The sequence below is a fragment of the Pseudofrankia sp. EUN1h genome, assembly GCF_001854645.1.
Classification (GTDB): domain Bacteria; phylum Actinomycetota; class Actinomycetes; order Frankiales; family Frankiaceae; genus Pseudofrankia; species Pseudofrankia saprophytica.
In genome coordinates, this window is sequence record NZ_MBLN01000074.1 from 24080 (window position 1) to 46754 (window position 22675).

At 74.6% G+C, this 22675-nt stretch carries 21 protein-coding genes; 11 read left to right on the plus strand and 10 right to left on the minus strand.

Going from position 1 to position 22675, the window contains the following annotated elements:
• Positions 1-118: 118 nt before the first annotated feature.
• Complete coding sequence (locus BCD49_RS29035) at positions 119-3781, minus strand: NAD-glutamate dehydrogenase domain-containing protein (RefSeq protein WP_241832415.1); 3663 nt, start codon at positions 3779-3781, stop codon at positions 119-121.
• A gap of 461 nt (positions 3782-4242) precedes the next feature.
• Here BCD49_RS29035 and BCD49_RS29040 point away from each other — a divergent pair, with 461 nt between their 5' ends.
• The 3 genes from BCD49_RS29040 to BCD49_RS29050 all read left to right on the plus strand — a co-directional run bounded on the left by BCD49_RS29040 (position 4243) and on the right by BCD49_RS29050 (position 6356).
• Entirely contained in the window at positions 4243-5247 is a 1005-nt protein-coding gene (locus tag BCD49_RS29040; protein ID WP_007514481.1) for a M48 family metallopeptidase, read from the plus strand.
• A gap of 130 nt (positions 5248-5377) precedes the next feature.
• Positions 5378-5866, plus strand: coding sequence for a hypothetical protein (locus BCD49_RS29045; RefSeq protein ID WP_007514479.1), 489 nt, complete (start codon positions 5378-5380; stop codon positions 5864-5866).
• A gap of 88 nt (positions 5867-5954) precedes the next feature.
• Positions 5955-6356 (plus strand): pyridoxamine 5'-phosphate oxidase family protein, encoded by a 402-nt coding sequence (locus tag BCD49_RS29050; RefSeq protein ID WP_007514478.1) that lies wholly within the window; start codon positions 5955-5957, stop codon positions 6354-6356.
• 105 nt (positions 6357-6461) lie between these two features.
• Here BCD49_RS29050 and gabT read toward each other — a convergent pair whose 3' ends face one another.
• The 5 genes from gabT to BCD49_RS29075 all read right to left on the minus strand — a co-directional run bounded on the left by gabT (position 6462) and on the right by BCD49_RS29075 (position 12849).
• Positions 6462-7919: a 4-aminobutyrate--2-oxoglutarate transaminase gene (gene gabT / locus BCD49_RS29055; RefSeq protein ID WP_007514477.1), complete on the minus strand. Its 1458-nt coding sequence runs from the start codon at positions 7917-7919 to the stop codon at positions 6462-6464.
• Between the two features lie 145 nt (positions 7920-8064).
• Entirely contained in the window at positions 8065-8826 is a 762-nt protein-coding gene (gene fabG, locus BCD49_RS29060; protein WP_007514476.1) for a 3-oxoacyl-ACP reductase FabG, read from the minus strand.
• Positions 8827-8994: 168 nt separating this feature from the next.
• Positions 8995-9825 carry a GNAT family N-acetyltransferase gene (locus tag BCD49_RS29065; protein WP_071042140.1) on the minus strand — a complete coding sequence of 277 codons (831 nt, stop codon included), beginning with the start codon at positions 9823-9825 and terminating at the stop codon, positions 8995-8997.
• A gap of 145 nt (positions 9826-9970) precedes the next feature.
• Positions 9971-11341, minus strand: a complete 1371-nt coding sequence (locus BCD49_RS29070) for a DUF1501 domain-containing protein (protein WP_007514474.1) — start codon at positions 11339-11341, stop codon at positions 9971-9973.
• A gap of 77 nt (positions 11342-11418) precedes the next feature.
• Positions 11419-12849, minus strand: a complete 1431-nt coding sequence (locus BCD49_RS29075; protein WP_007514473.1) for a DUF1800 domain-containing protein — start codon at positions 12847-12849, stop codon at positions 11419-11421.
• 223 nt (positions 12850-13072) lie between these two features.
• Here BCD49_RS29075 and BCD49_RS29080 point away from each other — a divergent pair, with 223 nt between their 5' ends.
• From BCD49_RS29080 to BCD49_RS29095, 4 genes are read left to right on the plus strand one after another with little or no spacing between them, the layout of a single operon-like run.
• The gene (locus BCD49_RS29080) at positions 13073-13804 is read left to right on the plus strand and encodes a response regulator transcription factor (protein ID WP_051466235.1); all 732 of its coding nucleotides are present in this window, start codon (positions 13073-13075) and stop codon (positions 13802-13804) included.
• Positions 13797-15437, plus strand: coding sequence for a sensor histidine kinase (locus BCD49_RS29085; protein WP_007514471.1), 1641 nt, complete (start codon positions 13797-13799; stop codon positions 15435-15437). The genes BCD49_RS29080 and BCD49_RS29085 overlap by 8 nt, the downstream gene beginning before the upstream one ends.
• Positions 15434-16072, plus strand: a complete 639-nt coding sequence (locus BCD49_RS29090; RefSeq protein ID WP_071042124.1) for a GPP34 family phosphoprotein — start codon at positions 15434-15436, stop codon at positions 16070-16072. The genes BCD49_RS29085 and BCD49_RS29090 overlap by 4 nt, the downstream gene beginning before the upstream one ends.
• Positions 16065-17123: an oxygenase MpaB family protein gene (locus tag BCD49_RS29095; RefSeq protein WP_007514469.1), complete on the plus strand. Its 1059-nt coding sequence runs from the start codon at positions 16065-16067 to the stop codon at positions 17121-17123. The genes BCD49_RS29090 and BCD49_RS29095 overlap by 8 nt, the downstream gene beginning before the upstream one ends.
• Here the strand turns inward: BCD49_RS29095 and BCD49_RS29100 are convergent.
• Together BCD49_RS29100 and BCD49_RS45340 are read right to left on the minus strand one after the other, a co-directional pair.
• Positions 17111-17356, minus strand: a complete 246-nt coding sequence (locus tag BCD49_RS29100) for a DUF2630 family protein (protein ID WP_007514468.1) — start codon at positions 17354-17356, stop codon at positions 17111-17113. The genes BCD49_RS29095 and BCD49_RS29100 overlap by 13 nt on opposite strands.
• A 51-nt stretch (positions 17357-17407) precedes the next feature.
• The gene (locus BCD49_RS45340) at positions 17408-18343 is read right to left on the minus strand and encodes a hypothetical protein (RefSeq protein ID WP_442960533.1); all 936 of its coding nucleotides are present in this window, start codon (positions 18341-18343) and stop codon (positions 17408-17410) included.
• 168 nt (positions 18344-18511) lie between these two features.
• Between BCD49_RS45340 and BCD49_RS29110 the strand changes: the two genes are divergently transcribed.
• From BCD49_RS29110 to trxA, 4 genes are all read left to right on the plus strand, one after another.
• A complete protein-coding gene (locus BCD49_RS29110) occupies positions 18512-18721 on the plus strand; it encodes a hypothetical protein (protein ID WP_241832417.1) in 210 nt (69 codons plus the stop codon).
• Between the two features lie 203 nt (positions 18722-18924).
• A complete protein-coding gene (locus BCD49_RS29115; RefSeq protein ID WP_007520720.1) occupies positions 18925-20085 on the plus strand; it encodes a serine hydrolase domain-containing protein in 1161 nt (386 codons plus the stop codon).
• Positions 20086-20190: 105 nt separating this feature from the next.
• Entirely contained in the window at positions 20191-20733 is a 543-nt protein-coding gene (locus BCD49_RS29120; protein WP_071042125.1) for a MerR family transcriptional regulator, read from the plus strand.
• Positions 20730-21125 carry a thioredoxin gene (trxA, locus tag BCD49_RS29125; RefSeq protein ID WP_007519317.1) on the plus strand — a complete coding sequence of 132 codons (396 nt, stop codon included), beginning with the start codon at positions 20730-20732 and terminating at the stop codon, positions 21123-21125. Before BCD49_RS29120 ends, trxA begins: the two co-directional genes overlap by 4 nt.
• Before the next feature lie 36 nt (positions 21126-21161).
• Here the strand turns inward: trxA and BCD49_RS29130 are convergent, their stop codons facing one another.
• Complete coding sequence (locus BCD49_RS29130; protein ID WP_007519316.1) at positions 21162-21710, minus strand: GNAT family N-acetyltransferase; 549 nt, start codon at positions 21708-21710, stop codon at positions 21162-21164.
• A gap of 143 nt (positions 21711-21853) precedes the next feature.
• Positions 21854-22384, minus strand: a complete 531-nt coding sequence (locus BCD49_RS29135; RefSeq protein ID WP_007519314.1) for a VOC family protein — start codon at positions 22382-22384, stop codon at positions 21854-21856.
• Positions 22385-22675: the final 291 nt, after the last annotated feature.

Below are 22675 nucleotides of genomic sequence, written 5' to 3' on the forward strand. Positions count from 1 at the left end.
CTTCAGCGTCCCGCTCAGCCGCGCACGATTGATTACCGATGGTTACCGGTGGCGCGGCCGGCTCGCGGTCCAGGCAGGTCAGGCCGGAAGGCCGGACGGGGCGCGCCAGGCCGGTGGGTCAGTCGTCGCGCAGGCGGGGGCCAAGGCCGTTGTCGGTGAACTGGACGCGTTCGACGAGGAGGCGCAGCTCGCGGATCGCGACCGTGGCCGCGGCGACGTCGATGGGGCCGGTGCCGACCCGGACGTCGGTGGGTTGGAAGACCGCCCGGCGCGCGGAGCGGGGGCGAGGCTCGCCCGAGGGCGGTTCGCCGGCGAGCTCGGCGAGGACGGCGGTGAAAGGGCCGACGGCGTCGGCGCGCCGGGTGAGCCAGCGAGAGGTGAGCGCCCGCTGGCCGTCGGCCAGACAGGCGTCGGCGTCCCCGCCGGTGCCGGCCGGCTCCGCGGCTCCCCACGAGGCGGGGGCATCGGCGCGGGCGGCAACGAGGACGAGCCAGTCGAGCGTCGCCCACAGCTCGGTGAGCCGGGCACGCAGGGCCGCCTTGGCGGCGAGCGTCCAGTGCGAGTCGGCGGCGACGTCGACCAGCCGGGTGTGCAGGCCGGCGAGGCCGAGCCAGCGGCCGAGCACCTGATGCACGGCGGCGGCGTCCTCGATGGCCGCCGGCGCCGGTCGCGGCGCGGCGACCAGCAGGTCGAGCGCGGTGCCGAGCGCGCCGAGCCCCGCGATCCTCGCGGTCAGGTCCGCTTCGGCTGCCGGGCCACCCACGCCGAACGCGGCGGCGAGGTCGGCCGCCGGCCGGCGCAGTCGTTCGGTGACCGTCGTGGTGCCGGCCGGGCCGCGGGCGTGGCGCAGCAGCCACCCGGCCGCCAGCTCGTGGAACTCGCGGGCCGCGCGCCGGCCGGCGAGCTCCTCGGCGGCCGCCATCGCGTCGCCGCCGCGGTCCAGCGCCGCCCACAGGTCGTCGAGGCCGAACAACGCCGCCGCGGCCGCGTACGCCCGGGCGGCGTCGGCGGTGGTCACGCCGACCTCCTCCTCCAGCCGGAAGACGAAGCCGGGCCCCATCCGGTTGACCAGCTCGTTCGCCAGCCGGGTCGCGATGATCTCGCGGACCAGCGGGTGCGCGCTGATCCGGACCGCGAAACGTTCCCGCACCGCCGGCGGGAAGTAGCACTGGGCGATCAGGTCGAGCGCGGGCGCGTCCGGCAGCGTCGAGTCCAGCAGCTCCTGGCGCACGAGCGTCTTCGCCTTGGCCTGCAGCACGGCGAGCTCCGGGCGGGTGAGTCCGGTGCGCTCGGCGCGCAGCTCCTCCAGCCGCGTCTCCGACGGCAGGTGCTCCAGCGCCCGGACCAGGCCGGAGCGGGCCTCGAGGTTGCGCAGCAGCCGAATGTGGCGGTCCAGGAAGAACGGCGCGTAGGTCGCCGCCAGACTCACCGCCACCGCCTGTTGGGCGCTGTCGTCGAGGACGGCCGCCGCGACGTCGTCGGTCAGCGAGCGCAGCAGCTCGTCGCGGCCCGCGCGGGTGAGCTCGCCGTCGTCCACCGCGCCGGCCAGCAGGATCTTCAGGTTGACCTCGCGGTCGGAGGTGTCGACGCCGGCGGAGTTGTCGAGGAAGTCCGTGTTGATCTTTCCGCCGAGGTGGGCGAGCTCGACCCGGCCGGCCTGGGTGACACCGAGGTTGCCGCCTTCGACGACGACCCGGGCGCGCAGTTCGTCGGCGTCGACGCGGACCGCGTCGTTCGCGTGGTCGGCGGCGTCGTCGTCGTCCTCGGTGCTGGCCTTGATGTAGGTGCCGATACCGCCGTTGTAGATCAGGTCGACGGGGGCGCGCAGCAACGCCTGGATCAGCTCGACCGGCGACATGCCGCCGCCGGCGGCGGTGCCGCCATCGCCGGCACCGCCGCCGGTGTCGCCCGAGGCGCCGTCGCTGTCGGCGGTGGGGGCGGCGGGCGGGAGGCCGAGCACCTCGCGGGCCCTGGCCGAGAGTTCGACGCGGCGGGCGTCGCGGCGGAACACGCCGCCACCGGGCGAGAGGATCTTGGGGTCGTAGTCCGCCCACGACGAGGCGGGCAGCTCGTAGAGCCGCTGCCGCTCGGCGAAGGAGGCCGCCGGGTCGGGATCCGGGTCGATGAAGACATGCCGGTGGTCGAAGGCGCCGACCAGTCGCATCGAGCGTGACCGCAGCATGCCGTTGCCGAAGACGTCGCCGGACATGTCGCCGATCCCGACGACGGTGTACGGGTCGCGGTCGGCGTCGACGCCGAGCTCGCGCAGGTGCTGGCGGGCCGACTCCCAGGCCCCCCGGGCGGTGATCCCGATCTCCTTGTGGTCGTAGCCGGCCGACCCGCCGGACGCGAACGCGTCGCCCAGCCAGTAGCCGTACTCGGCGGCGATCTCGTTGGCGAGGTCGGAGAAGGTCGCCGTGCCCTTGTCGGCGGCGACGACCAGGTATGTGTCCGGGTCGTCGTAGCAGATGGTGCGCTCCGGGCCGAGCGGCCTGCCGCCGACCAGGTTGTCGGTCACGTCCAGCAGGGCCGACACGAACGTCCGGTACGCGGCCCGCACCCGCTCCTGACTTCGACGCCCACCACCGGCGCCGCCCGCGCCCGGGTCGCCGCCGCCGGCCGCACCGCCGATCCGGGTGCCGGCGCCGATCCGGGTGCCGGCGGCCGTGGACGGATCATGCAGGACGAAGGCGCCCTTGGCCCCGTCGGGAACGATGACGACGTTCTTGGTGACCTGTGCCCGGTAGAGGCCGTGCGCCTCGGTGCGGTAGTCCTCGGGCCGGTCGGAGAAGCGCAGGCCGCCGCGGGCGACCCGTCCGCCGCGCATGTGCACGCCCTCGACGGTCGGCGACGTCACGAACACCTCGACCCAGGGCCGCGGCGCCGGCAGGAGGCCGAGCCGTGACGAGGCGATCTTCAGCGCCAGCGCCGGCTTCGCCCGCCCGGCGGCGTCGCGCTGGTAGTGGTTGGTGCGGATCACCGCGGTGAGCACGTCGCGTAGCCCGCGCAGGATCCGGTCCTCGTCGAGGCTGGCGACGGCGGTGAGCAGCGTTTCCAGCCTGGCCAACGCCGCCGCCGCGGCCGCCGCCCGGGCCTCCGGGCCGGGCTGCTCCGAGCCGGTGTGGTCCGAGCCGGTGCCGTCCGGGTCGGTGCGGTCCGGGTCGAAGCGGGCCTGGAAGTAGTCGAGCAGCCCGTGGGCGAACGCCGGGTTCGCCAGCACCGTCCGCGCGGCGTAGTCGTGCGACAGGCCGACCMCRCTCTGGTGCAGGAACCGCCAGGCCGCCCGCAGGACGTCGACCTCGCGCCAGGGGACGCCCGCGGTCAGCGCCAGCCGGGTGAACCCGTCCAGCTCGGCCTGCCCCGTCCACACCGCGACGAACAGCTGCCCGAGCGCCTCCCGTGCCGCCGCCATGCCCGCCGCCGCCATGCCCGCCGGGGCCGTGCCTGATGGCGCCGTGCCCGCCGGGGCCGTGCCCGCGTCGTTGCCTGCCGACGCGATGCCTGCCGACGCGATGCCTGCCGACGCGGTGCCTGGCGGGTCGGGCAGCCGCAGCAGGTACTCGTCCCAGTCGGGGGCCCTTGACCCGTCGGCGCCGGTCGGCGGCCGGTCGTGGTCGACGACCTCGACGCCGAGCCGGGTGAACACGTCGACGACGACCGCGAGCGGTGGCCGCCCCGTCGCCACCGGCCAGGTGAGCACGCACCGCGTCGTCCCGTCGGCGCCGTCGCTGAAGGTCACCCCGGGGGCGGCCACCGCGGGCGTCCCGGACGGCTCCGCCATCCGCGCCCCGCCATCGCTCGCCGTCCCTGCCTCAGGGCCGCCCGCCCTCGAGACCCCCGTGGCCACACCGCCACCTGCACTCACGGTTTCACCGGCTTCGTCGTAGTCCTGACGGCCCTGCCCAGCCCACCCGGCCGGCTCGAGCGGTCAGGTCCGGAAGCCGGTCCTGACGGCCCGACGGTCCAAGGTCGCTTTGGAGGTCGTCCATATCCCGTCTGACGCTAGAACTCAGCACCGAGATCGTGTCGCCTCGGCGGAGTGGGCGGGCTCACCCGGGCTGACAGGTGGACGACAGATCGAGACTTGCCCGACCATCGCAGGATCTACACCGTCTGAAGTAGCCTCCTGCCACCGGGGCCACACCCAGTGCCACGGCGACATGGCGCGCATGCCTTCCCGCGGGCCCTGACCAGCACCCGGCCGCGGCGAGCGGCCGGCGCATGCCAGGAACAGGGGCAGCAATGGACCAGCCCAGCTTCACCAAACCCGCGGGTACCGGCTCCGGCACGTTCCGCGGAACGCGGGTGCACCTCACCGGGCTCGACGCGGATCTCTTCCGCCACCCGCTCGACCGGCAGGCCACCAACAACCTCAAGCGCGTGCCCGGGTTCGACAAGGCGGTCGCGAAGTTCATCGAGTGGGGCGTCGAGCGGATCGAGTACGTCGAGCACACCGCGTCGGGCGTACGGGTCGGCCCCCGGCAGCTGCCCCGCGTCCACGGCCTGCTGCGTGAGGCCTGCGCGGTGCTCGACCTCCCCGAACCCGAGCTCTACGTCCGCCAGGGGCCCCCGAACGCCTACACGTCGGGGCACAACCACCCGTACATCGTGCTGTTCACCGAGCTGATCGACCTCATGTCCGAGGACGAGCTCCTCGGCGTCCTCAGCCACGAGGCCGGGCACATCAAGTGCGGCCATGTCCTCTACAAGACGATGGCGCGGGTGTTCGGCGGCGCGGCGAGCGCGGGGATGCGGCGGGTGAACCCGATGACGGTCGCCGTCGGGCTGGGCATCCGCGCGGCGCTGACGAGCTGGGACCGCGCGTCGGAGTTCACCGCCGACCGCGCCGCGATGCTGGCCACCCAGGACCTCGACGCCTGCGTCGGGATGATGATGAAGCTCGCCGGCGGCGTCCGGTCCGACGAGATGAGCACGGCCGCGTTCCTCGAACAGGCCCAGCACCTGGACGTCCTCGCGGGCGAGAGCAGGATCTCCCGGCTTCACCGTTTCCAGCTGCGCGTCGGCAGCGGCCATCCGCTCGTCGTCGAGCGTGCCCGCCGCTTCCAGGAGTGGATCACCAGCGGTGAGCCCGGCGACATCGTGGCCCGGTACGCCGCGGCCGCGGCTACTGTCCCTGTCCAGTCCTCCGCCACCGCCACCGCCACCGCCGCCGCCACCGAGGCCACAGTCCCGGCTCAGGCCACGATCCCCACCCAGCCCGTCGTCGGCTCCGACGGCCGGTACTGATCACCGTTGGCGTAGCGGAACCGGCGTCCGGCAAGGGCGGCCCAGCTGGCGACGGCGCGGGCACCGCCTCACTGCCCGGGGCGGACGGGATGGACGAGTATGGCCGCATGCGACGAGCGGGGCGTCACCGATGACCATGGCCGGCCTGCCGCCGGAAGGCCGGGAGCTGGCGCGGGCGGTCACGGCCCTGGTCGACGCGGCCCGGCGGGGGGACGCGGCCGCGCTGCGGGCGGCGTGCGAACAGCTGCGCGCCCGGGACGAGACCGTCGCCCGGGACCTGCTGCACCGGCTGACGCTGGGCCTGGTCGAGCGGGCCTACCCCGACGGCCTCGACGGCGACGACGTCCGCGGGCTGTTCGACGAGGTCATCCGCCAGGCGTCGCCGTGGCTGGCGGGACCCGGGCTCGACCCGTACGCGGTCCTCGTCGTGCTCGCCGGCACGCTGTCCGTCCACCCGCCCGACGACGCGCCGAGGCCGAGCCTCGCCCCGGACGCCCTGCCGGTCGCCTGCGCCCTCGTCGTCGACCTCCTGCTCGCCCGCCTGGGTTCCCGGCTGCCCGCCGAGCTGGCCCGCGCCTTCGACGAGCTGCGCACCGCCCAGACGATGGAGATCCCCTGACCCTGTGGATTGGCCGTCATCGGAAAGGTGCCGTGTGGCGACGGGTCCTCGGCACCGCCGCGCGGCGGGGCCCGGCAAGACTGGGCGCATGGCTGACACTCTGGTCGTCCCGGAAACGCACCGGGACCTGTTCACGGGCACCACGTTCCTGCTGAGCACGCTGAACGCGGACGGTTCCATCCAGACGACCGCGATCTGGGGCCTGGTGGGCGAGGACGGTGTCGTTCGGACCTCGCTGTCGAAGAACCGTCACAAGTACCGGAACATGGTGGCGCGCCCGACGGCGACCGTCTTCGCGATCTCCCCGTCGAACCCGTACCACACGGCGGAGATCCGCGCTCAGGCGATCATCGAGGAGGACGTGGACAAGTCCTTCCTGACCACGATGCTCGCCAGCTATGGCCGGACGCTGGCGGACTTCGGCGCCCCCGGCCTCGAGCCCCGGGTCGCCGTGACCTTCCGGCCGACCCGGATCGTCCTCCTCGGCTGACCGCCTCGCCAGACCGCTACGAGCGCCGGGCCCATCGGGCCCACCGGGGCCGCCGGGGCCGCCGGAGCGGCCGAGACGGCCGGACAGCCGGACGGGCAGGACCGGTCAGGGGGCGAGGGTCTCGAGGGCGTCGGTGAGGACGGCGATGCCGTCGTCGAGGAGGTCGTCGCCGATCGCGAGCGGCGGCAGCAGGCGCAGGACGTTGCCGTCGGTGCCGCAGGTGAGGACCACGACGCCCTGCTCGTGGCAGCGCCGGGCGACGCGGCCGGTCGCGGCGGCGTCCGGCTCGCCGGTGCCCGGGTCGACGATCTCGACGGCGAGCATCGCGCCCCGGCCGCGGACCTCGCCGATGGCCGGCACCCGCTCCGCGACGGAGCGCAGGCGGGGCAGCACCCGCTCGCCGATCGTCCGGGCCCGCGCCACGAGCCCGTCGCGCTCGATGGTCTCGATGGCGCCGAGGGCGGCGGCGCAGGCCAGCGGGTTGCCGCCGTAGGTGCCGCCGAGGCCGCCAGGGTGGGCGGACTCCATGATCTCGGCACGGCCGGTGACGGCGGACAGCGGCAGGCCGCCGGCCATGCCCTTGGCGGTGGCGACGAGGTCCGGGATGACCGCCTCGTGCTCGCAGGCGAACATCGCGCCGGTGCGCGCGAAGCCGGTCTGTACCTCGTCGGCGATGAACACGGCGCCATTCGCGCGCGACCAGTCCGCGAGCGCCGGCAGGAAGCCCTCGGCGGGGACGACGAAGCCGCCCTCGCCCTGGACCGGCTCGATGAGGACGGCGGCGACGTTGGCGGCGCCGACCTGGCTCTCGATGATCCCGATCGCGCGGGCGGCGGCCTCGGGGCCGGTCAGGCCGTCGCGGAACGGGTAGGACAGCGGCACCCGGTAGATCTCGGGCGCGAACGGGCCGAAGCCGTTCTTGTAGGGGTGGTTCTTGGCGGTCAGGGCCATCGTCAGGTTGGTGCGGCCGTGGTAGGCGTGGTCGAAGACGATCACGGCCTGGCGGCGGGTGTGAATCCGGGCGATCTTGACGGCGTTCTCGACGGCCTCGGCGCCCGAGTTGAACAGCGCCGAGCGCTTGTCGTGGTCACCCGGGGTGAGGCGGGCCAGCTGCTCGCAGACCGCGACGTAGCCCTCATAAGGCGTGATCATGAAGCAGGTGTGGGTGAACGCCTGGACCTGCGCGATCACGTTGTCGACGACCCGCGGGGCGCTGTTGCCGACGGTGGTGACGGCGATCCCGGAACCGAGGTCGATCAGCGAGTTCCCGTCGACGTCGACCAGGATCCCGCCGCCCGCCGCGGTGACGAACACCGGAAGGGCGATCGACACGCCCCGCGCGACGGCGGCGTCCCGGCGCGCCAGCAGCTCCCGCGACCGCGGCCCCGGCAGCTCGGTGACCAGGTGCCGCCGCTGCGGCAGCCCCGGCCCGCCGACCACGGGCGCCCCGGCCAGGTCCCCCGGTCCGCCGACTCCGTTCGCGTCCGAAGCTGAGCCGATGGGGGCGGCGGGGCCGGCGATCGTCGTCATGTCCCAACGGTAGGCCGCCTTAGGCCTCGCCACCGCCCTCTCGCCGCACCCCTCTGCCCGAACGTGCGAGCCGTTCATGATCTGGTGGGATCTTCGGAGCTCCTGCTCCCAGGATTCCACCAGATCATGAAATGCGCCCTCAGGCCCTCCGGCCCTCAGGCCGTCGGGCCGTCGGGCCTCAGGCCTTCGGGCCGCCGGCGACGTAGAGGACCTGGCCGGAGACGAAGCCGGCGCCCTCGCTGACGAAGAACGAGACGGCGTGGGCGATGTCGGCCGGCTGGCCGACGCGGGCGACCGGGATCTCCCTGGCGCGGCGGGCCTCGTAGGTCTCCCAGGTCTCGCCGAGGCGCTCGGCGGTCGCGTGGGTCATCTCACTCTCGATGAGGCCAGGGGCGACGACGTTGGCGGTGACGCCGAACTTGCCGAGCTCGACCGCCAGCGTCTTGGTGAAGCCCTGCATGCCGGCCTTGGCGGCCGAGTAGTTGACCTGGCCGCGGTTACCGAGCGCCGACGTGCTGGAGAGGTTGACGATCCGGCCCCACTTGGCGTCGACCATGTGCTTCTGGCAGGCCTTCGTCATCAGGAACGCGCCGCGCAGGTGCACGGCCATGACGAGGTCCCACTCGGCCTCGGGCATCTTGAAGATGAGGTTGTCTCGGGTGATGCCCGCGTTGTTGACGAGGATCGTCGGCGGCCCGAGCTCGGCGACGACCTTGGCGACACCGGCCTCGACCTGCGCGGAGTTGCTCACGTCCGCGCCGACGCCGATCGCCTTGCCGCCCGCCGCGACGATCTGGTCGACGACCGGCTTCGTGGCCTGCTCCTCGAGGTCCAGCACGGCGACGGCGTAGCCGTCCTCGGCCAGCCGCAGGGCAGTCGCGGCACCCAGGCCACGGGCCGCGCCGGTCACGATCGCCACCTTCTGGGCGGACTCCGTCATGCTTGCGTTCTCCCGTCTCTCGGCGGGGCCGGGCCGAGTTCCGCGGCCGGACCGCTGCCTGTCATCACCGCCATACTGCCGGTCCGCGCCCACCTCGGTCGTCCCGAACCGGCGGATCTCACGTCCAGGCCGGCCGGCTCTGGGCAGGGCCTCGCGCTGTCGTGCCCGTCAGCCACACTCGCCGGGGCGGACGAAGGGCTCGTCGTCGTCCACCCAGCCACCGGGCTCGTCGGCGCGGGGTTCCGGCACGGCGGGCTCGGGGAGGCGGGGCGCCTCGACGAAGCGGAAGACGGTGGTGGCGCGCAGCTCGAAGCCGAGGTGCTCGTACAGGCGGATGGCCGTCGAGTTCGTGGCCGCCGCGTGCAGGATCGGGGTCTCGCCGCGGGCGCGGATCCCGGCGGCGACGGCACCCATCAGCCGGGTCGCGAGACCGCGGCCCTGATAGGCGGGGTCGGTGCAGACGGCGCTGATCTCGGTCATGCCGGGGATCCGCAGCCGCTCCCCCGCCATCGCGACCAGCGCGTCGCCGTCGAAGACGCCGAGGTAGCTGCCGAGCTCGATCGTCCGCCGCAGGTACGGGCCGGGGCGGGTGCGGGCGACCAGGTCGAGCATCGCGGGCACGTCGCCCGGGCCGAGCGGCCGGGCCTCGGGCTCGGGGGCGCCGGCGAACGCGTCGGTCGCGACCATCTGGACGAGGCCGAGCACCTCGACCGACCGCCAGCCGGCCGGCGGCTCCTCCTCGACGAAGAACAGCACCGCCGGGCCGCCGGGGCCGACGAGCGCGGCCAGGTCGTCCCACGCCCACCGGCCCGGCCCGCCGGCCATCGCCGCGAACGGCGTGACGTCGGTCTGGAACCGCGCCGCCTGCCCGGCCCGCTCGGCGAACCTCGCCTGCGGCCCGGTCAGCGCCGCCCAGATCACGTTGTCCAGCGGACCGCCGCCATCCCCCGACGACTCCGGCTCGGYCTTCTCCGGCAGAACCCGCGTCGACTCCGTCACCGCGCCCATCCCTCCGCCCGCGCCAGCACCCAGGGAGGTGGGCGCCGGCCTCGCCCACCAGCCACCCTATGGCGCGCGACGGAAGCGGCTAACCCGATTTGCCCGTCGTCTCGCCGACCAGCGCCCAGGGCGATACCCGTGGGGATCAGAGGAAGGCGAGGCGGGGGAAGCGCTCCTGGGAACCGAGGACGACGCCGGCGTCGGTTCCCAGGACGCGCTCCAGGAGGGTGGCGTAGACGGAGCGGAAGTCGGTGGTGAACCTCAGGTCGCCGTCGTCCAGGTCGGTCAGGCTTGGGGCGTCGCCGTGGAAGCCGCCGTGGACGTTCGTGCCGAGGACGAGGACGGGGGCGGCGGTGCCGTGGTCGGTGCCGTCGTTGGCGTTGGCCGCGACCCGCCGGCCGAACTCCGAGTAGACGACCGTCGTCACCGCCGTCCCGTGCGGGTTGCCGGCGACGGCGGTCTGGAAGCGGGTCAGGGCGGCGTCCAGCTCGCCGAGCAGCTTCGCCTGGGTCGCCTTCTCCAGGATGTGGGTGTCGAAGCCGCCGAGGTTGACCGAGTAGGCCCTGGTCGGCACGCCGGCGCGGATGCAGGCGGCGACGACGTCGAGTTGCGCCCCCAGCTCGCCGGCCTTGGCCGCGCTCGGCGCGGCGGACGCCGCCGGCGACGTCGCCATGCCGGTGGCCGGGGCCGCGGTGGCGGCGTCGCCCCCACCGGCGTCGAGCTGGCCGGTCGGGCCCTGGTCCTGGTCCGCCTGATTCGCGAGCACCGGGCTGAGCGCGCCCGCGACGGTGAACAGGTCCGCGCCGGACGACGCGACCCGGGCGGCGAGCGGGCCATCCGCCGGATCGGGGCGGTAAAGCTGGCGCAGCTCCTGGCCGATCGCGCCGCCGGGCGCGGTGAACGGGCCGGTGGGGACGGCCGCGGCGGCCGTCGTCGCGCCGATGACCAGTGGCGCGAGCGTCGGGCCGACGGAGACCGCCCGCAGGGCGGCGGGGCTGCCGGGCGCCGACGAACCTCCCGACGAGCCCGAAGCCGGGGAACCGCCCGCCGAGGTGCCGGTCTGGGCGTCGAGCCAGCGGCCGAGCCATCCGGTCGTCGACGTGGTGCCCGGGGAGGCCGTCTGCCAGATCGCCATCGACCGGAAATGGCTGTGGTCCGGCTTGGGATAGCCGACGCCGCGGACGATCGCCAGGCGATGGTCGTCCCACAGCTTGCGCAGCCCGGTCATGGCGGGGTGCAGCGCGAAGCCGTCGGTGAGCGGCAGCGCCTGCTCGGCGGAGTAGGCCAGCTCGCCGCGGGCCGCCCGGTAGGCCGGGTCCTCGACAGGGATGACCATGTTCAGCCCGTCGTTGCCGCCGTAGAGGGTGACGACGACGAGGACACCGCCGCCGGCCAGTGGCTCCTCGGCGGCGCCGTGGTGGAGCTCCCGGTAGGACACGACCCCGGCGGCGCTGGCCGCGGCGAGCCCGCCGGTCACCCCGGACGCGATCAGAAACCGGCGCCGGTCGAACGGCATCGGCCCTCCTCCTTGTTGCTACTGCCTGGTCCCGGGCCTCGTGGACTTCCGGGATCGCTGGGCTTCCAGGGCGGGTCTCAGACGGTCAGGTACTCGGGCGAGCACAGGGCGAGCGCGACGAGGCGGCCCGGGTTGCCCCCGGCGCCGGCCATCGCCTCGCGGGTGCGGGCGGTCCAGCCGTCGAGGGACAGCAGGTGGGCGACGGCGTCCGGCCGGCCGGCGGCCGGCTCGTCCGCGATCACCGCCAGGTTCGCCGCCGCGGCCGCCGCCGTGGCGAACCTGGTCCGCACCTGGGTGGAAGCCGTCGTCAGCCAGGCCGCGTTCTCGGGCCAACCGCCGACACTCGGTGGCTGGAACGGCACCTGGCCAAGGCCGGCAAGCGCCGCCAGCACGACGCGCTGCGGCAGCGCGCCGCTGCCAGCCGCGACGCCGGCCCCACCGCCAGCCGCACTGCCGGCCCCACCGCCAGCCGCACTGCCGGCTCCACCGCCGGCCGCGGCACCGGTGGCGGCGCCGGCCGAGCCGCTGGCGGTCGGCGTCACCCGCAGGCCGAGCGCCCGCAGCGTCGTGACGACGTACTCGACCGGCTGGGCGACGAGCTTGCCGCGGGTCGCGAGGAAGGCGGGCGAGCGCAGCATCGCCGCCGCGGCGGCTCCGATGTCGAGCGTCGAGCCGTACGCCGCCAGCATCGCGTCCGCCGCCGGGTTCGCGTCCGGCGCGACGGGCGCGGCGAACCGGCTGAACAGCCGGGAGCAGACCCAGCGGGGCGACGCCGGCTGATGGGTGACCAGGGCGACGACGTCCTCACCGCCGAGGTTGCCCGTTCTGCCGAGCACCGTCTTCGTCCCGTCGTCGTGCTGCTTCGCGGCCAGCTGGAACCCGGTACGGCTCGCGTCCACCCGCCAGCCGGTGAAGGCTCGCGCCGCCTCCCGGACGTCGGTCTCGGTGTAGTTGCCGATGCCGAGGGTGAACAGCTCCATCAGTTCCCGGGCGAAGTTCTCGTTCGGGTGCTCCTTGCGGTTCTGCCCGGCGTCGAGCCAGGCCAGCATCGCCGGGTCCCGGGCGACCGCGAGGGTGAGCGCGTCGAACGGTCCGGTCCCGGAGTGCCGGAAGATCTCGTTCTGCGCGAGCATCGCCGCCGCCACCCGCACCTTGGTGATCGACGTCGCGAAGTGCCCGTGCCAGAAGAACGTGAGCTTCTCGGTGAACGGGTCGGCGGTGGCGACCATCCGGCGCACCCACCAACCGGTCAGCTCGGTGCCCTGCTCACGCACCATCTGCGCGTAGGTCGACCGCGTCTGGCCGTCCGCGCCGGCGAGCCGGGGCAGCGGGGCGAACGTCGGCGGCGGCTCCGGATCCGCCCCGGCGCCGGGGCGGGCGCCCGCGCCGAGCAGGGCTTCGACTGCGGCGTCGTACCCGCCGGCCACGGCGGCGTCGAGCTGCGCGGGGCTCGCGCCGAACCCGGCCCGCCGGTAGAGGAACGCGAGATCGGAACGCGCGGTGGCCATGGACAGACCGTCCCAGTGGACCGTCAGCGCGCCGTGGCCGCCATGTTCGAGAACGGTAAGACAATCCGGCCGGTACCTGGGCGGGGTCGGCGCGGGGCGCGCGGCGCCGCAGACTGGACGGGTGGGAAACCTCCCGACGCCGCCGTCGCCCGCCGTCCGGCCGGCACCGCCCGCCGCGCCCGCACCAGTGCCCCCGATGCCTTCGATGGCCTCGACGCCCGCGATGTCCTCGGCGCCCGGGCACGCCGCGGAGGTGGCGGGCGCGGCGGCGCGGCGATCGTCGGGGCTCGTGCTGGTGGTCGAGGACGAGCCGCACATCTGCGACCTGATCCGGCTGTACCTGACCAGGGAGGGGTTCGGCGTCGAGGTCCGCCACGACGGCGCGGCGGGGCTCGCGGCGGCCCGGGTGCTCGCCCCGGTCGCGATCGTCCTGGACATCCGGCTGCCGGGGCTGGACGGCCGCGACGTGGTGCGGGCGCTGCGCGCCGACGACGACTGGACACCGGTCCTGTTCGTCACGGCGCGAGACGACGAGGTCGACCGCATCCTCGGCCTGGAGCTCGGCGCGGACGACTACCTGGTCAAGCCGTTCTCCCCCCGCGAGCTGGTGGCGCGGCTGCGGGCGGTGCTGCGCCGGGCGGGACCCCAGGCGGACCGGCCGGCGAGCCGGGTGCTGCGCGCCGGCGCCGTCGAGCTGGACCTGGACCGCCGCCTGGTACGCGCCGGCGGCGCGGCCGTCGCGCTGACCGCGACCGAGTTCGACCTGCTGGCCGCGCTGCTCACCCGCCCGGGGCTCGTCTTCACCCGGGAGCGGCTGCTCTCCCAGGTCTGGGGCTACCAGGCGGCGGCCGGGACCCGCACCGTCGACGTGCACGTCGCCCAGGTCCGTGCCAAGCTCGGCGCCGCCTCGCCGATCCGCACCGTCCGCGGCGTCGGCTACACCGCCGATGGCTAGCGCGCCGCCGTCCGGCTGGCCGGCCCGCGCCCGCCGTCGGCTCGGCCGCCGGGGCGGGCTCGGGCGGCGCTCGGCGCTGGCCACGACGCTGGTCGCGCTGCTGGCGGTGATCATCACCGGGGCGGTGTTCCTCGGGCAGCTGGGCGACGTCGGCGAGGGGCAGGCCCGCCGGGTGCTCGGCCGGCAGGCCGACCTCGTCGTCGCGCTCTACGGGCAGCCGGAGGCGACCGCCGAGCTGCGCGCCGGTGTCACCCGCGCGATCGGGTCGCAGCAGGTCAGCCTGCTGGTCCTCGGCCCGCGCGGCGCCGTGCGCACGACCATGGGCCCCATCGGGGGGCGGTGGGTGCCGGCGCTGCCGGCGGCGACGCTGCGCCGGCTCGCCGGCACCCACCGGACCGACGTCGTGCGCACCACCGCCGGCCGCCGGGTCGTCGTCGCGACCCGGCCGCTGCCCGACGGCTCGACGGTCGTCCTCGTCCAGCCGGCCTCGCAGGCCCGGGAGCTCACGTCGGCGCTGTCGCGCCGGCTGCTGGTGGCGCTGGTGATCGCGCTCGCCGTGGCGACGGCCGCGGGCCTGCTGCTCGCTCGTCTGCTGGCCCGGCCGCTGCGGGCACTAAGCGCGGCCGCGGGCGAGCTCGCCAGCGGCCGGCGCGACGTCGCGGCGCTCGCGCTGCCCGCCGGCGGCCCCGCCGAGATCGCGGAGGTGGCGGAGGCGCTCGGCGGGCTCGCCACCGCGCTCACGGTCAGCGAGGCACGCCAACGGGAGTTCCTGCTCTCGGTCTCGCACGAGCTGCGGACGCCGCTGACCGCGATCCGCGGGTTCGCCGAGGCACTCGCCGACGGCGTCACCCCGGTCGAGCGGACCCCGGACACCGGCCGGGTGATCCTCGACGAGGCGCTGCGGCTGGACCGACTCGTCCAGGACCTGCTCGACCTCGCCCGCCTCGACGCCGACGACTTCCGCGTCGAGGCCGCTCCCGTCGACCTGACGAGGTTCGTCGCCGACGCCGCCGAGGTCTGGCACCGCCGGTGCGCCGCCGAGGGCGTCGAGCTGCGGGTCGAGGTGCCGGCCGGTCCGGTCGTGGCCGTGACGGACGCGGTCCGGCTGCGCCAGATCCTCGACGGGCTCGCGGAGAACGCGCTGCGGCTGGTCCCGGCCGGCGCGCCGATCGTGCTGGCGGCCCGGGCGGAGGTCGGGGGCGGCGAACGCGCGGGGGCCGGGCTCGTGGGTGGCGAACGCGCAGGTGCCGGGCTCGCGGGCGCCGGGCTCGCGGGCGCCGGGCTCGCGGGCGCCGGACCGCTGGTCGCGGTGCTGGAGGTGCGCGACGGCGGACCGGGGCTCACCGACGACGACCTGGCCGTCGCGTTCGAGCGGTCGGCCCTCTACGAGCGCTATCGCGGCCTGCGGCCGGTCTCGACGGGGCTGGGGCTCGCGCTCGTCGCCCGACTCGCGTCCCGGCTCGGCGGGCGGGCGTACGCGACCGCCGCGCCCGAGGGGGGAGCCGCGTTCACGATCCGCCTGCCGCTCGCCGACCGGCCCGGCGCGGACGCGGGCCCGCGTCCGCGCGAGCGGCCGCCTGTCGGCGAGCTGACCACGCCGCCTGCGGTACGTCCTGGAAAGCTTTCGGGGTGAGCCTGAACCTTCCGACGTCCCTGCCCCCGCGGCTGTACCTGCTCGCGTTCAACCTGGAGAAGGGCCGGATGTACCGCGTCCCGGGCCTGGGACGGACGTTGCGCGCCGCCGCGCTGGCCCAGCTTCACCACGACGGCCTGCTCGCCGACGACCGCGGCCTCGCCGTCCTCGCCGAGGCGTCGGCGCAGATCGCCTCGCCCGCCGACGAGCTGTCCAGGCTGGTGCTCCRTCAGGTCACGGCCGAGCAGGCGCCGGGCCGGACGTGGGCGCACTGGGCCGGACACGACCGGGCGACCGCCACCCGGATCGTGCGCGAGGAGCTCGCGGCGGCCGGGTGGGTGGAGCTCGGCCCGCGACCCGACGGTCTGCCGCGACGGGGGCTCACCAGCGTGTCCGTGTCGCCGCCGGATCGGCAGACTGTTCGTGTGCTCAACCGGGAGGCGTCCAGGGCGCTGCGCGGCGAGATCGCCGACGCCGAGCTGCCCTGGGATCTGGCCGCGCTGGTCGCGCTCGCCGCCGCTGGCGGCGTCATCACGCTGGTCAGCGCCAGGGAACGGCGGACCTGGCCCGAACGGATCGCGGCCCTGACCGCCATGACCGGCCCACCGGCGAAGGCCCTCGCGGCACATGGCTGATGCACGATCGAAGCCGCCAGCGCCGGAGCCGCCGGAACCGGAGCCGCCAGCGCCTGAGCCGTTCGGGCCGGAGCCGCTCGGGCCGGAGTCACTGACCTGGCGCTACTTCGGGGACTGGCGGACGCTGCTGCTCGCCCCGTGGGCCGGTGCGATGCAGAACGCGCACCCGGCGCTCGGCGCCGGGGTGGCACAGCATTCGCGGTTCTTCGAGGAACGCTGGCAGCGGCTGCTGCGCTCGCTCTACCCGATCGGCGGGGTCGTCTACGACGGCCCGCGAGCCGCCGAGACCGCCCGCACCGTCCGCGACTACCACCGCGCCATCGGCGGCGTCGACGACCAGGGCCGCCGCTACCACGCTCTGGATCCGGACACCTTCTACTGGGCGCACGCCACGTTCTTCATGATCACGATCCTGACGGCCGAGCGTTTCGGCCCCGGGCTGACCGACGCGCAACGCCACCAGCTGCACGCGGAGCACGTCGCCTGGTACCGGCTCTACGGGGTGAGCATGCGCCCGGTCCCACCGGACTGGCCGAGCTTCGTGGCCTACTGGGACCGGATGTGCGCCGAGGTCCTGGAGGACACCCCGGCGGCCCGCGCCGTGCTCGACCTGCGCGAGCTCGACCGGCCGCCGGCGCTGGGATGGCTGCCGCGGCCGCTGTGGCGGGCGGCCAGGGTGCCGTTTCGCCTGCTGTTCACCTGGCTGACGGTCGGCCTGCTCCCGACGACGGTGCGCAGCCGCTTCGGGTACCGGTGGACGGCGGCCGACGAGCGGCTGTTCCGGCTGGCCTGCCGCGCCGTGCATGCCGGCTGGAGGCTGGTCCCGCCCGCCCGCCGCTTCCACCCGCGGGCGCGAGCCGGGTGGCGTCGCGCCGCCGGGACGAGCGCGGCTGACGCCCCGCCCGTCGAGACCCCGGCCCGCAACCTGCCGCCCGTGAACCGCCGCGACGACCCTCGCCACTACGTGCCCGCCGCGACGGCGCCGCCACAAGAGCGCCCTCTACGGACGCCCGCGCAGGTTGGCCGCCCGGCCATTCGCTACTGGATGTAGCCCTCGACCTGGCCGACCGGCGCCGCCTTCGCCTCGTCCGGATCGCTGCCGGCGTTACGCAGCGCCTCGCGGCGGCGCAGCAGATCCCAGCACTGGTCCAGCGACTCCTCGACGTGGCGGAGCCGCTCGAGCTCGGCCTCGGGGTCGACCTGCCCCGCCGCCCGCTGGGCGCGCAGCTCGTGCTCCTCGGCGACGAGTGCGTTGATCTGAGTGAAAATGCCCTTCTCATCCATGCCGCCACCCAACCACGCCGCTGGTGGACCTGGCCACGGCCCCGTCCGAGCTCAGACCGGGATGGAGACGGCGATCTCCGCGCCGAGGGTGAAGCCGAGGGCCAGTGGGAGGTCGTCGCCGCTCCAGAACCTGCCCGGGTCGTACCAGTTCGGCCGGCGGCCGGAGGCGAGCAGGCCCATCGCCTGGTAGGTGATCGCGACGACCTCGGCGCAGTAGGCCGTCTCCAGGGCGGGGCGGCCCCCGTCGCCCCCGCCCGCGTCGTCGTCCTCGTCGGCCGGACGCCAGTCGGCGGGGCTCGCCGCGCGGGCGGGGCCGCGCCGGGTGGCCAGGGCGCGCAGCCGCGACCAGCGGCCCGGCCGCGCCTCGTCACCGTCCGCGACGTCGACCGACGGCGTGCCGGAACCTCCGCGACCCGCGGAGCCGGCCGCCAGGCGGCCGGAGTCGGTGGGCCCGCTGTGCCACTGGAAGGAGGCGAACCAGGGCTCGGCGGTGGGATCGGAAAGCGGTGCCTCCGGCTCGTCGGCGGCCTCGTCGTCGTGGTCGCGGCGGACGAGTGTCGGCACCCGGCCTCGCAGCCAGCGGCCGGCGAGCTGCGCGGTCGACGGGAACGGGGTGCCGTCGAGCCGGGCGATGATCCGCAGCGCCGCGTCCTCCGCCTCATGGGGAACCTCGGGCTCGAGCTGGCGCAGCCAGGCTCGCTGGCCATAGCGCTGGCCCCACACCTGGACCGCGTCGCGCAGGTCGTGCAGCTGGACGCCGCGATGCCGGTCGCCGGTCCACTGGTCGGTCAGCGACCTGCCGAGCTCGGCATGCCAGATCATCGGCGGCAGGTCGTCGATGACGACCGCCATCCCGACATGGTTCACCGGGCTGTTCGTGAGCGTCTGGATGGCCCGGTCGGCGGGGGTGCGGCCGCGGAAGAGCCACAGATCACCGGTACGGCTCGCCTCCACGGCGGCGTCCAGGCTGACCGGCATGGCGCACATGCTCACAGCCTAGGACGGACTACCCGCCTCCGGACCCGTCCAGACAGGCTGGTCATGCTCCAGACCCATGTTTCCCGCGTCTTTCTCGCGTCCGTCGGCGGTCTTCTGGTGGATTGCCTCGGCCGTGCCCGCGGCCAGGTTCTAGCCTGAGGTATGCGTTGGTGGAAAGTGCTTGGTCTGGCCGGGGTCGTCGGGGTGGCGGCCACGGGCGCGATGGTGGCTCGCTCCGAACGCGCGCGTCGCGCTTACACGCCGGATGAGGTCCGCGAACGGCTGCACAGCCGGCTCGCCGAGAGCACCACCGCGCCGTCGTCCAACGGGTCGTCCGCCTCGACCCGGGCCGCCGGCTACCGCCGCGCCCACCCCGACGCGTCGTAGGGCCGGTGCCGCGCGCCACCGGCCTCTCCAGATCGCCGACCTCCCGGCCCGACCAGGGCCGACGTCGATCGCGGGCCCAGGCCGGTCGCGGGCCCGTCTCGGCCACGGGCTTACGTCGGTTGCGCGCAAGCCTTACCGGGTGCTGACATCCGCTTGCGACGATCTAGCCGCACGCCCTGTCGCCGCACTCCGTGAGGTCGCCGATGCGCCGCCCGCAGCCCTGCCACCGCCCGGCTCCCGTCGGCTTCCGAACGCGCAGGCTCCTCCCTCGACGGGCGGGAGCCGCGGCCGCGGCGTCCGCGTCCGGGCCGGCCTCGGCGCCGCACCAGCCGGGCGACGAGTGGGAGACCGTCGCCCCGGCCACGGTCGGTCTCGACCCGGCCAGGCTCGACGAGATCGCGAAGACGGCCGAGACCGGCAAGTCGAACTGCCTCCTCGTCGTTCGCGACGGGAAGATCGCTGGCGAGTGGTACTTCCGCGGCACCAACAAGGACACCACCCAGGACGTCTTCTCGGCCACGAAGTCCGTGACGAGCACGCTCGTCGGGATCGCCCAGGACGACGGTGACCTGAAGATCAGCGAAAGTGCCTCGACGTGGATTCCCGAGTGGCGCGGCACACCGTCGCAGGCAGTCACCGTCCGTGACCTGCTCAGCAACGACTCCGGCCGGCGCTGGAGCGTCGGTATCGACTACGGCCAGCTCATCCGKGCGACGGACCAGACCGCGTTCGCCGTCGGCCTGGACCAGGCGAACCCGCCCGGCCAGGTGTGGGCCTACAACAACTCCGCGATCCAGACGCTGCGACAGGTGCTGACGGGCGCAACCGGTCAGGACCCGACAGCGTTCGCCAAGGACCGGCTGTTCGGCCCGCTCGGCATGGCCCACACGTCGATGACGCCCGACGCCGCCGGCAACGCGCGGACCTACACCGGCCTGCACACCACCTGCCGCGACCTGGCCCGCTTCGGGCAGCTCGCCCTGGACCACGGCGTCTGGCACGGCAAGCAGATCGTCTCGGCCGACTGGCTGCGGGCCGCGACCGGCACGTCGTCCACCGAGCTGAACGCGGCCTACGGCTACCTGTGGTGGCTCAACCACGAGGGCCTCATCGGCAACCCCCTGGTCGCGACCGACCTCTCCCAGGTCGGCAACCAGACGGCGACCCGGGGACGGCTCGTGCCCGGCGCCCCGGACGACATGTTCTGGGCGATCGGCCTCGGCAACCAGGTCGTCCAGGTCGATCCCGGCTCCGACACGGTCGTCGTCCGGATGGGCATCCCCGAGACCACCCCCCGCCCGCCCACGTTCGGCCCCGGGGAAGCGAGCCGCGTCGTCACCCAGGCCGTCACCGGCGCCGGCTGATCGACCCCCGACGCGGGCCCGGGCCCGGCGAGCACCGCCACCCGGGCCGATCAGGCGGGTTTCGGGCTGGCGTTGACGTCGGCGGCAGGGTTTAGCGTCGGGCTCATGCGGATCGGCGAGCTGGCGCTGCGGGCGGGGACGAGCCCGCGGGCGCTGCGGCACTACGAGCAGGAAGGCCTGCTCGCGGCCCGGCGGCGGGCGAACGGGTACCGGGACTACGACGAGGACGACCTGCGGCTGGTGGCCGAGATCAGGTCGCTGCTCGCCATCGGCTTCACCCTCGACGAGGCCCGTCCGTTCGTCGACTGCCTGCGGTCCGGGCACGACCGCGGCGTCGCCTGCCCGGACGCCGCCGCCGTCCACCGCCGGAAGATCGCCGAGATCGACGCCTGCGTGACCCGGCTCGCCGAGATCCGCGCCGGTCTGGTCGGCCAGCTCGCCGAGGAGCTGGGGGGCCGGGTGGCCGGCGCCGGCACGCCGCCGTCCGGCGAGTCCGCGCCCGGGCCGCGAGCGCCCGCCGCACCGCCGTCGGTGCACGCCGCACGCGCCGTGCCCGTCCCGGCGGCGGCGCCGGCCTGTGCTCTGTCCTCCGAGCAGACCCAGTCCCAGCTGAAGACCTACTCTGAGAAAAGAGGCAATCAGTCATGACATCGATCCACGGTGGGGCGCCCCGGACCGTCGGTGGCGTCGCCGTCGCGCACCCGCCCGTCTCGGGCACCGTCGCGACCGTCACCGACGCGACCTTCGCCGAGGTCGTGCTGGCGAGCCCGCTCCCCGTCCTGGTCGACTTCTGGGCGGTCTGGTGCCCGCCCTGCCGGATGATGACTCCCATCCTGGAGAAGCTCGCCGCAGACTATGCCGGCCGGCTCACCGTCGTCTCCCTGAACTGCGACGAGGAGCCCGAGACCGCCCGCGCGTACGGGATCCTGGCGATGCCGACCTTCAAGGTCCTCCGCGGCGGCGAGGAGGTCGCCTCGATCGTCGGCGCCCGCTCCGGCGCCGCGATGCGCAAGCTTGTCGACGACCTGCTCGACGGTTGAGTCCGCGGTCAGTTCATACCCGGGTGTTCTCCGCTGTCATGCGGAATGGCCGGATGGGGGCGGGGCGTGGCCGCGGGTCTGGGTGCGGTAGGGGCGGAAGCCGCGGGCCCGGTAGTTGGCGAGGGCGTTCGGGTGGTCGAGGGTCGACGTGTGTAGCCAGACGCGTTGGACCTCGTCCAGCGTTGGATGCCCGAGGTTCCAGGCGAGGCGGACGGCGAGCGTGAGCGCGTGGCCACCGATGCCGGTGCCGACGTGCTCGGGTACGAGGCCGAAGGAGACGATCTCCACCTCGTGGGGCGGATGCACCGTTGTCTCGAGGACTCCGGCGATGTCGCCGTCGGCGCGCAGCAGGAAGCTCTGGCGGCGGGGGTCCGCGAACCAGTCGGCCCAGGCCAGGTCCGACCAGGTGGCGCTCGGCCAACGGTAGGGCGTGCCGACCCGCACGATCGTCTCCCGGACCAGCGCCTCATCGTCGGTGCCCACCAGCGTGAGCCGAGGGACGACCCGCCCGGCCCGCAGCTGATCCAGGCTGGTCATCTCCAGGAACGTGACGACCTCACCCCGAACCGGCTCTACCGCGGTCACGCTCGCCTCCCTACCGGCACCCGGCCCCGCTGCCAGCCACGTCCTGACCAGCGTCGACGACGCCACCCGGGCCGAGCACTGCGCCGCGCCGCCCTGACTGGTCCCTTGCCGACTCGTCGATCGCGCACACCGGCGCGAGACCGTCAGAGCACCTTGGTGCCGTACATCTCGCCGAGCGGGTCGGCGATCAGCTCCAGGCGGGCCCCGTCGGGGTCGCGGAAGTAGACCGAGACCTTCGAGTGGACGACATGCTCGACGCCCGCCTCCGCCAGCCTGGCGACCAGGTGCTCCCAGCGCTCCGGCACGACCGAGATCGCGACGTGGTGCAGGCCGCCGAGCACCTCGGCGTACGGGCCCAGGTCGAGGCCGGGGAAGTCGAAGAACGCCAGCAGGTTGCCGTTGCCGATGTCGAAGAAGAAATGCGACGACCCTGGGTAGTCACGGTTCTCGATGAGCTCGGTGAGCGGGAACTCCAGGACGCCCTGGTAGAACCTGATCGTCGCCTCGACGTCGCGGCTGATCAGCGCGGTGTGGTGTACCCCCCGGGCGGACGACGCCGGCCGCTGCTCGGCCGGCAACAGATACCTCTCGCGCAGCGCGGACCGCGCCGCCGCCAGGGCGGGCAGGTCGCGGGGGGCTGGAATGGTCGTCGCCGTCGACGGGTCGCTGCTCATGGTCACTCCGATGCTCGCCTCGGGACGGCGGCCGCCTGGTCGCGCCTCACGTCACCATCCGCGCCAACTAATTGCCCCCACAACATCTTCCTCGGGCCGTCCCGTGGAGCATGCTCCTGTCCGCCACGGGACACACGTCGCCGAGCCCTGCGGCCCGGCCCACGATGGATCGCGCGAGTCGGTCATGCTTGCGTCAGTCGACAGACATCGATCGGTCATCTTTCTGTGACACGACGATAGCGGTCCGGCGCGATGATGAACTTTTCATGAACGAAAAATGACAGTCGACGG